The organism is Vibrio sp. FF266, assembly GCF_041439695.1.
Taxonomy (GTDB): Bacteria; Pseudomonadota; Gammaproteobacteria; order Enterobacterales; family Vibrionaceae; genus Vibrio; species Vibrio tasmaniensis_A.
The window spans coordinates 69,017-76,186 of sequence record NZ_JBGOOO010000022.1; the positions used below are offsets into that span (position 1 = coordinate 69,017).

The window sequence follows — 7,170 nt, forward strand, 5'->3', positions numbered from 1 at the left end:
GGAAACCAATCATACTTGGTCAACAGGAGCTAGCAAATAACGCTTATTAAAAAAGGGCCCGTAGGCCCTTTCTATTATTTTGAAGATTGCTCTTCAGTCTCATGGCCGCTGCGGTTCAATAAGAATTGGACAAGCATTGAGACAGGACGACCTGTCGAGCCTTTCGCTGCGCCTGACTTCCAAGCTGTGCCGGCACTGTCAATGTGTGCCCAGTGGTACTTTTTAGCAAATTTAGATAAGAAACATGCTGCTGTGATTGTACCAGCAGGTCGGCCACCGATATTTGCCATATCTGCAAATGGACTCGTTAGTTGCTCATGGTATTCATCGGCCATTGGCATGCGCCATGCTCTGTCACTTGCTTGCTCAGAAGCATTCACTAACTCGTGAGATAGTGGGTTGTGATTAGACAGTACAGCACTGATGTGGTGACCTAACGCCATCACACACGCGCCAGTGAGTGTTGCTACATCGACAACACAGTCTGGTTCAAAGCGTTCAACGTAAGTAAGCGCATCACATAGAACCAAGCGACCTTCAGCATCCGTGTTTAACACTTCAACTGTTTGGCCTGACATGGTCGTTAGGATATCACCTGGGCGGTAAGCATTGCTGCCTGGCATGTTTTCACAACCTGCTAGGATACCAACTACATTAATCGGTAGGTTCAGTTTAGCTAGTGCCTTCATTGTACCGAATACAGAAGCCGCACCACACATGTCGTACTTCATCTCATCCATACCTTCACCAGGCTTAAGCGAAATACCGCCTGAATCGAAAGTAAGACCTTTACCGACTAGAACAATCGGTTTTGCATCTGGGTCAGCAGCACCTTTATATTCCATGATAGACATCATAGATTCGTTCTTAGAACCACGGCCTACCGCTAAGTATGAAGTCATACCCAGCTTTTCCATCTCTTCTTCGCCAATGATCTTAGTTTTCACTGTCTCGTAATCATCGGCCAAGCGACGAGCTTGAGAAGCAAGGTAAGCAGGATTTGCGATGTTAGGTGGCATGTTGCCTAAATCTTTAGACGCTTTCACACCTGAAGCAATCGCAAGACCGTGAGAGATTGCTTTCTCACCAAGGCTCAATTCACGACGAGTTGGTACGTTGAATACCAGTTTACGTAGTGGACGACGAGTCTCTGGTTTATTACTCTTGAATTGATCAAAAGTGTAAAGGCCATCTTTAGTCGCTTCTACTGCTTGGCGAACTTTCCAGTAAGTATCACGACCTTTAACGTGCAGTTCAGTCAGGAAACATACTGCTTCCATAGAACCCGTTTCGTTTAGTGTGCTGATGGTTTTTTGGATAATTTCTTTATATTGACGCTCGCCTAGCTCACGTTCTTTACCGCAGCCTACAAGCAGAACACGTTCTGAAAGTACACCAGGTACTTGATGCAGTAGTAGCATCTGGCCAGGTTTACCCTCTAGATCACCGCGACGAAGCAGTGAACTAATATAGCCATCGCTAATCTTATCTAACTGCTCGGCTACTGGAGAAAGGCGGCGCGGTTCGAATACACCGACAACGATACATGCGCTGCGCTGTTTCTCTGGGCTGCCACTTTTTACACTGAACTCCATGCGTACTCCTACATCCTGAAGACAAATCGAACTAAATGTTGGATAATGGGTTCTTACTTGTTGGATCCTATAATGGAACTGACCTTAAAGAAGAACGTTAACACTTAGCTAAAAATTTAAAAAATAAAAGGTTCAACGGGAAATTATAGTGATTCAATCAAAAAAACAAGTTTTGTATAGGTAATTTGAGCGTGATTATTGTTAGATATTTGATCCGAGAGACAATCAAGAGCCAATTTGCGATATTTTTTGTTCTCTTTCTCGTGTTTCTCAGCCAAAAGTTCATCAGTGTTTTAGCCGACGCCTCTGATGGTGATATTCCAGCAAGCCTTGTATTATCGATCGTGGGTCTAAATATGCCAGCGATGGGGCTCTTGATGCTTCCACTTAGTATCTATATTGGCATTTTGCTGACTTTTGGCCGCCTTTATGCCGAAAGTGAGATTGTGGTGATGAATGCTACGGGTATTGGCAATAAATTCCTCATCCAATCAGCACTTTATCTGGCGTTGATTACCGCAACTGTCGCTGCTTTTAACTCCTTTTGGCTGTCTCCGTGGTCACAAGATAAAGTAGAACAAATGTATGAGGAAGTGGCTGCAGAGAACAGCGTCGATTTACTACCCAAAGGCAAATTTGCAAGGACTCCCGATGGTTCTTCAGTTGTGTTTATAGAGGGTATCGATGGTAATCAATTAGACAATGTGTTCGTTTCTCAAATGCGACCTCGTGACTCAGTGCTTCCTAGTGTGATGTTCTCTAAGTCGGGAGACGTAAAAGAATTGAGCGATGGCCGCCAAGTTATTGTGATGTACGATGGTACTCGTCATGAAGGAGTGCCTTCTCGCCTTGATTATAGAGTGACGCACTTTGAAGAGTATGAAGGCTTAATTGGTCAGCGTGAAGTAGAGAAGAAAGGTCGAGAGTGGGAAGCGATTCCAACTATTGATCTTATTGGAAATCAAGATAATCGTGCCAAGGCTGAATTGCAGTGGCGCATGTCACTGGTGTTGTGTATCCCATTGTTGACTATGCTCGTTGTACCGCTGTCAGCAGTTAATCCACGACAAGGTCGTTTTGCAAAAATAGGTCCGGCAATCCTGATTTATTTGACTTACTTCTTGGCAATCAGTGCAACCAAATCTTCAATTGAAGAAGGGGACATTCCTGCTGCAATAGGCATGTGGCCAATCAATGCATTATTATTGTTTGTCGCGATTGGTGCCAACTTTATGGATAGTGTGCCGGTTAGGCGTTTGAAAGAAAAATTCAAGAATAAGAGGTTGGCTTAAGCCGTGTTTAAGATTCTCGATTTATATATAGGCAGAACCATCATCGCGACCACGTCACTGGTATTGGTGACGTTTGTCGGTCTCTCTGGAATTATCAAGTACGTTGAGCAATTGCGGAAGGTAGGTCGTGGTACATACGATCTATTACAAGCGTTGTATTTCGTTTTATTGAGTATTCCTCGTGATATCGAAATGTTCTTCCCAATGGCGGCATTGCTTGGTGCATTGATTGGGCTTGGTATGCTTGCTGCGAGTTCTGAGCTTGTGGTTATGCAAGCCGCGGGTTTCTCTAAGTTAGATATTGGTTTATCGGTACTTAAGACTGCGATTCCGTTAATGGTGATAGTGACATTACTTGGGCAGTGGGGAGCCCCGCAAGCGCAGAAGATGGCTCGTGACTTAAGAACCATCTCGGTTGCTGGTGGTAGTATTATCTCTACTCAAAGCGGTGTTTGGGCTCGAGATGCCAATGACTTCATTTTCATTGTTAAAATAGACGATGATAAGCTCTATGGTTTGAACATGTGGCGCTATGATGAGAACAAGGCTCTGAAAACGGCCATATATTCAAAAGAAGTCGATTACGTTGGAAACAACGTTTGGACAATGCGCGATGTTGAGGTCACCTCTTTTGAGAATGATATTCAGGTCACTAAAGAGAGTTTACCGACTTTTTCTTGGGAAACATCGTTAGCTCCAGACAAACTCGCGATAGTGACGGTGAAACCGGAGGAGCTGTCGTTAAGTGGGCTGTATGACTATGTTTCTTATCTCAAAGCATCAGAACAAGATGCAGCACGTTATGAGCTAGCATTGTGGCGAAAGATAACTCAACCTATTTCGATAGCGGTCATGATGTTGATGGCATTGTCGTTTATCTTTGGTCCTTTACGTAGCGTGACCATGGGAGCAAGGATTCTCTCTGGTGTGATTGCTGGTTTTACTTTCTATATATCCAGCGAGTTCTTTGGGCCAATCAGCTTGGTTTACCAAATACCACCTGCTTTTGGTGCGATAGCCCCTAGCGTGGTGTTCTTCGGAATTGCCATTATGCTTTTGAGGCGGAAACTATAAATAGAAGAAAGGAAGGCATTGCGCCTTCCTTTTTTGATCTTGCTTTAAGTTCGCTTAATAGCGTTATTGTGCTTTTGGCAACACAACGACTTCGGTCTTTGCCCAGATATCGTGAAAGCCACGTTTCTGAGGATCGAATGGAACACATAAGTTTGCAAGTCCAAACCCCGATGTACCTAAACGTATTAGCGCTTGAGTTATTGTGATCGCAGAGCCATCTTTGTTTTGAACTCGTAGCTTCCAAGCTCTCATCCCCAGAGTTTGACCTGCTCTGGTCCAGAAGAAGACAAAGAAGTAAACCCAAACGACGACTAAGTAAAAAGTATACGCAGGGCTCCAAATCGGATGATTAGTCAAGAAGTCACTGACATCGGCATAGCCGCTATGGTTAAAAATACCAAGAGCCATGAGCGCGTGCAGTAGAGCAACAATGATGCCGGCAGCCATCATTTCAATAGCGATTACGATAAGAGCGTCATAGAACAAGGCACCAAATCGGCGCATTACCCCAGCTGGTGGCAGAGTGTTTGTTGATGTCATGGTGTTATTACTTCTTTAAAAATTGAGGCGTCAGAATATAGTTTAAGGCTTGGCCTGAAAAGAGACATGACGCACAGCTTATGACTTAGTGGCGAAATTATCGGCAAACACACATGAATTCAAGTTTTTATACTTGCCACATCAGTTCGCATACGTATAATGCCAAACATCGACAGGGCAATGCCCCAAGATAATGCCGGTATGGTGAAATTGGTATACACGACGGATTCAAAATCCGTTGCCTTCGGGCGTGGCGGTTCAAGTCCGCCTACCGGTACCATATTTAAATAACAAAGCCTCGACTCAAGTCGGGGCTTTGTTATATCTGGAGAATAGAAAGCGTTGCCTTCGTAGTAGCGGCAGGAACGCCTGTCCAATCAGTCAGTTCTTATTGTGCCATTCCAAAATATTACCGTTTCCGTTCGTAATGCGATTCCTTAGTAAATTAATTATCTTAAATCAGAATGTTATCTGTCATTCTCACGTCTATTGTCTATGTTTAAAGGACTAATAGAGGAGAAACATATGCTGACAGTAACCCCTTACTTGTTTTTTGATGGTCGTTGTAGTGAAGCGTTAGATTTTTATCATAAATGCTTTGGTGGTGTTGTTTTATCGAAGCAACTCTTTAGTGATGCTCCTCAGGTAATAGAGGGTGCACAACCTAGTTGGGTTATGCACGCTGAGTTCGAAGCATTTGGTATGAAGCTCATGATGTCTGATGGCGTTAAAGCTAAAGAACTTGAAGGGAACAATCTGGCACTTTCCTTGGTTACAGAGGATACCGCAACTCAAGAGAAAATTTTTGAGAAGCTTAAACAAGGGGGGCGAATAATGACGCCACTCGCAGATACGTTTTGGGGCGCTAGATTTGGTAAAGTGGAAGATAAGTTCGGTATTCGTTGGATGGTGCATTGTGATTCTTTAAGTTGAACCTGTGAAATTGGATAGTGAAATTCCCGCGTGGTTTTATTAGAATTATAAATATAGATTATTAATCAATATTATATAAATATGGGCAGCATAAAGATTACTGTAGATCGCATCCAGGCCGGCCTACATATACGACTCCCCCTAAAATGGAATGAACACCCATTTTTATTCAACAGCTTCAAAATAAAAGATGACGCTCAAGTGAAAATAATTCGGCATCTTGGGATTAAGCATGTCTATATAAATCTAAGTCAAAGCGATACTGCACCTTTACCTTCTAATCACAAGATAGAGAAAGGGGCCGATTCAGATCTCCAGATAAGCCTTGAAACTGAAAGGATGTGGAAAGATAAGCATGAACGTATCGAAACCCTAAGCTCTTACCGTCGTAGAGTCAGTCATTGTGAGAAAGAGTTCGAGCGCTCGCTTGCTCGAATGCGTTCAGTAATGACAAAAATTCGTAACCGACCTATAGATGCGGTAGGAGAGGTTAAAAGTCTAGTTGATGATATTGTTGAAATACTGGCAAGTGACGATAGCGTTACCTTACACCTTATGAATGCTAAAGCTGACTTTGAAGACATTTACTTTCATACATTAAATGTCTCTGTCGTTGCGTTAATGATAGGTAAAGCTAAAGGCTACAATACTCAACAATTGAAAGCGCTTTCTTTTGCTGCGTTGTTCCATGATGTAGGAAAGATCAAAATACCAGCTGCAATACTTAGAAAGCAGAGTACGCTGACAGCACCGGAAGAGAATTACCTAAAACTTCATACGAAATATGGTGCTGATATTGTCTCTGGAATTGATGACTTTCCTGAAAGTGCCAAAAAAGTAATCGCTCAACATCATGAAATGAATGATGGCTCTGGTTATCCTGAAGGCTTAAAAGAAGAAGAGATAGATGAACTTACCAAAATAGTTTCAGTGGCTAACGCATTCGATAATCTTTGTCATGGTAAAGCGCAATCTCAACAAATGATCCCATACTTGGCATTGTCCCACTTATATAAGAACTGCAAACATCTATATAGTCAGGATAATTTGAGTCTATTGGTTAAGTTTATGGGAGTCTATCCGCCGGGTACTGTCGTGCAGCTTTCCAATGAATCAATTGGAATCGTGATTTCGGTTAATGCCAAACATATGCTTTATCCGAACGTACTGATCTATGATCCTAGCGTTCCAAGAACCCAAGCCCCGATCATTGACCTATTTACTAAAGAGATAAAAATTGTCAATGCAGTTAATCCAAGCAAGTTACCGGAGCAAGTTAGAGAATATCTAAACCCTAGGGCTCGTTTATCTTACTTTTTTGATAATGGCGAGTAGTTATCCACAGGTTGTTGTGGGTAGTTTGTTCGAAACTTGGGTTGAAAGTTGTATAAATAAGCCCTTGGTTGAAATGTCTTCACTTAACCTCTTTTTTTAATAAAAAACGCATTTAATGCTTGCCAATAAAAGCTGCATCTCTATAATGCCGCCTCACTGACACGGTAGACGCCATAAGGCTTCAGCGAAGAATGTTGGTAAGGCAACTAGCTTAAAGCGTTTAAACGCTCCTACTTTTAAAAAGTAGAAATTAATTCCCAATAAGTGTTTGACACTAAGAATTAAAACGCTAGAATGGCCGTCCACTTCGAGAGGCTCCTTGCTTAAAAGGAAGGCTCAACAAGTGAAGCTCTTTAACAATTTAAACCTATCAATCTGTGTGGGCACTCGTTGATGAATAT

Annotated in this window: 6 protein-coding genes and 1 tRNA gene; 5 read left to right on the forward strand and 2 right to left on the reverse strand. The window is 42.5% G+C overall.

Annotation, left to right across the window (positions count from 1 at the left end; all coding sequences use genetic code 11):
• Nucleotides 1–74: 74 nt before the first annotated feature.
• Nucleotides 75–1,595, reverse strand: a complete 1,521-nt coding sequence (pepA, locus tag ACED59_RS16290; protein WP_017097529.1) for a leucyl aminopeptidase — start codon at nt 1,593–1,595, stop codon at nt 75–77.
• A 191-nt stretch (nt 1,596–1,786) separates the two neighbouring features.
• On the opposite strand from pepA, the gene lptF reads away from it, so the two are divergent.
• The gene (gene lptF / locus ACED59_RS16295) at nt 1,787–2,887 is read left to right on the forward strand and encodes an LPS export ABC transporter permease LptF (protein ID WP_009847716.1); all 1,101 of its coding nucleotides are present in this window, start codon (nt 1,787–1,789) and stop codon (nt 2,885–2,887) included.
• A 3-nt stretch (nt 2,888–2,890) separates the two neighbouring features.
• Nucleotides 2,891–3,961: an LPS export ABC transporter permease LptG gene (lptG, locus tag ACED59_RS16300; RefSeq protein ID WP_017097528.1), complete on the forward strand. Its 1,071-nt coding sequence runs from the start codon at nt 2,891–2,893 to the stop codon at nt 3,959–3,961.
• 63 nt (nt 3,962–4,024) lie between these two features.
• On the opposite strand, the gene ACED59_RS16305 is transcribed toward lptG, so the two are convergent.
• Nucleotides 4,025–4,501, reverse strand: coding sequence for an RDD family protein (locus tag ACED59_RS16305; RefSeq protein ID WP_017097527.1), 477 nt, complete (start codon nt 4,499–4,501; stop codon nt 4,025–4,027).
• Nucleotides 4,502–4,696: 195 nt separating this feature from the next.
• Here ACED59_RS16305 and ACED59_RS16310 point away from each other — a divergent pair.
• From ACED59_RS16310 to ACED59_RS16320, 3 genes are all read left to right on the forward strand, one after another.
• Nucleotides 4,697–4,781 (forward strand) — tRNA-Leu (locus ACED59_RS16310).
• Between the two features lie 245 nt (nt 4,782–5,026).
• Complete coding sequence (locus ACED59_RS16315; protein ID WP_029223884.1) at nt 5,027–5,434, forward strand: VOC family protein; 408 nt, start codon at nt 5,027–5,029, stop codon at nt 5,432–5,434.
• Nucleotides 5,435–5,515: 81 nt separating this feature from the next.
• Nucleotides 5,516–6,769: an HD-GYP domain-containing protein gene (locus ACED59_RS16320; RefSeq protein ID WP_017097526.1), complete on the forward strand. Its 1,254-nt coding sequence runs from the start codon at nt 5,516–5,518 to the stop codon at nt 6,767–6,769.
• Nucleotides 6,770–7,170: the final 401 nt, after the last annotated feature.